The sequence below is a fragment of the Candidatus Frankia alpina genome (assembly GCF_902806485.1).
Classification (GTDB): domain Bacteria; phylum Actinomycetota; class Actinomycetes; order Frankiales; family Frankiaceae; genus Frankia; species Frankia alpina.
Window position 1 is genome coordinate 1 of sequence record NZ_CADCWT010000397.1, and the last position, 2,727, is coordinate 2,727.

Consider the following 2,727-nt stretch of genomic DNA (forward strand, 5'->3'; position numbering starts at 1 on the left):
CAGGTAGTCGGGAACCGCCAGGTCTGACCTCGACCCGGCATCGACTCACATCAAGCCGGGGGGATCTTGGTGACTACAGACGCTGCGACACGCCCAAGATGGGCCATCACACTGAATCGCAGGCTGGCGCGATGAAAATACTTTGCGTAATTCCCACTTTCAACGAATCGGGAAGCATCGCACAGGTTATATTCGGGTTGCGGACAGCGGACACTGCTATTGATATACTGGTCGTCGACGACGGAAGCACGGACGGCACACTCGACATCATCAAGTCGGTTATGGCGGCCGACGCCCGAGTGCATCTTCTGAGCCGGATCTCGAAGCAATGTTTGGGTGCCTCCTATCGCGCCGGATTCGATTGGGGCATCACACGGGGATACCAGCTACTAGTTGAGATTGATGGGGATCTTTCTCGCGATCCGCGCGATCTTCCCCGTATGCTGAAAGCCGCGCCAAAAGCAGACTTGGTAATCGGTTCCCGCTATATAAAAGGCGGTTCGACAGCAGGCTGGTCCCCACTGCGTAAGCTTATCTCGCGAACTGGAAATCGGTATGTCCAACGGGTACTCAGGCTCCCGGTAGCCGATGCCACAGCGGGCTATCGTGTCTTCCACCACCATGTCCTGAGAGCTCTCCCGGTATCCGCGCTCACTTCCACCGGATACTGCTTTCAGGTAGAGACAGCATACCTCTCCTGGATCCACGGCTTTCGAATCCAGGAGGTTCCGATCGTCTTCCGCGAGCGCGAGGCCGGGCAGTCCAAGATGTCATCCATGGTCGTCCTAGAGGCCCTCGCGAAAGTCACTCGCTGGGGACTGGCGGCGAAATGGTGTCCGGCTCCCCACAGCATCAGCAACTCTCACTGGCCGACCTCACGGGACACGACCGAGGATTTCCCGGAGTAGCACGGGAGCCGATCGCTGGAAAAAGAATTGCAAGGGTAGGATACCTACCTCCGCAGAAATTCTTCATACGCCAGGACAAAGAGGCCGCCACATGCCTCTTCGGCAGACCGGGGGGCGGCACACCAGGATCTTCCGCAGCCGAAAGCAGCCCAGAGCCAGATGTCGCCCCATACTTCGCCGGCTGAACTCCCGTAGATGACAGTTACTTTTCGTCCTTCCGATGCGCGCCGGGCCATGCCGCCGGAACGCCGAGATGTCTTCGACGAAGATCCGCTGTCGCACCAGCCGGGCGAACTCGTACCCGGTCGAAGCTTTCTTCGTCGGGTCAGGTTTCCACTTCTCGCGATCGCATTTATTATCACGCTCATGTGGCTTCGGCCGGGTCCTTGGGCCTCCGGCGCCGCGGCTTTGATGACTCTCGCCCTCGTCGCGGGCTCGGGGCGCCCACGGAGTCACGGCAAGTACGGTCGGAGTCCTCTTCAGCACGGTCGACTACCTTGCTTGGCGGATCTCGGTCACGAACTGGTCGGCAGCATGTCTTGCGCTTCCCCTCCTCGTCGCCGAGGTCTTCGGAGCCCTTCACGCACTCGGGCTACAGGCAACCATCTGGCCGAAGGAGCCTCCTCCGTTATCGCAGATTGACGACCCGAGCCGCTTTCCAATCTATATTCTGATCCCCACTGCCGGCGAGTCGATGTCGGTACTTGGCCCGACAGTCGAGGGTGCCATCGCGGCTCGCTCGGAGTACTTGCGGCTGAACCCGGAAGCTCGGGTCCATAGCATGGTCTGCAATGACGGGCGCGTGGCGGGAAACCCCGACTGGCATCTGGTGGAGAGCTGCGTCAGAGAGCTCGGAGTAACCTGCATCACCCGAACGGTGGGAGGCGGGGCCAAGGCTGGGAACATCGAGAACGTTCGTCACCTGGTTGGTGCCACCGGAGACGCCCTGCTAGCGGTCTTCGACGCCGACATGGTGCCGACCCCTGATTTTCTCGTTGCCACGCTGTCGCCCTTTTCCGATCCTGCGGTCGGCTGGGTTCAGACCGCGCAGTATTATCGCAACACAGATCTTCCGATAGCTCGCTGGGCCGCAGACCAGCAGGCACTCTTCTATGATGTGCTCTGCGCAGGAAAGGCCGCCCGAAACGCGTCCTTCATCTGCGGCACAAATGTCGTGATCAGAGCCATGGTGCTGGACTCGATCGGCTGGATGCCGCAGGACTCGGTCACCGAGGATTTTGCGGCGTCTATCCGGCTGGCACCCGACTGGCGCGGAGTCTATCTTGAGGGCAAATTCGCCGAGGGACTCGGCCCCGTCGATGCCGCCAATTACCTGAAACAGCAGAACCGTTGGGCGCGTGGCACCTTCGAGGTTCTCAAGACCCACTGGTCAGACCTTGTCCATCCACGAAGCAGGCTGACGGGAGCACAACGCCTTCAGTACAGCCTGTCCTGCACTCACTATATTTCGGGGTTTCGCGACCTTGTCTATCTACTGACTCCGATCATCTTCGTCGTGACGCAGATTCCCGCGGTGCGGGGCGCGGATGCGGCCGGCTTCCTTCGACACTTCCTCCCTTATTTTCTCTTTGGGCAATCGGCTTTTTGGGCGGCGGCACGAGGCCGGTCGACCTGGCGAGGGATTATTGCCGGATTTATCTCGTTCCCTGCGTTCGCGGCAGCCGCACTGACCGTGATCAGCGGGTCTCGCAGCAGCTTCACCATCACTGCAAAGCAACGTGATGGATCGGTGTCGTGGCCAGGGCCGCGCGAAGGTCACTTTCCGTGCTGACTGGTTACTCTAGGTTGCGATGAATGT

The 2,727-nt window shown here is 60.0% G+C and carries 2 protein-coding genes; both read left to right on the top strand.

What is annotated here, in order from left to right; all coding sequences use genetic code 11:
* Positions 1 to 908: polyprenol monophosphomannose synthase (locus G6R25_RS23195; protein ID WP_205447392.1), on the top strand; the 908-nt coding region annotated here is incomplete at its 5' end.
* Between the two features lie 673 nt (positions 909 to 1,581).
* Positions 1,582 to 2,700 (top strand): glycosyltransferase, encoded by a 1,119-nt coding sequence (locus G6R25_RS23200; RefSeq protein ID WP_268903866.1) that lies wholly within the window; start codon positions 1,582 to 1,584, stop codon positions 2,698 to 2,700.
* Positions 2,701 to 2,727 lie beyond the last annotated feature (27 nt).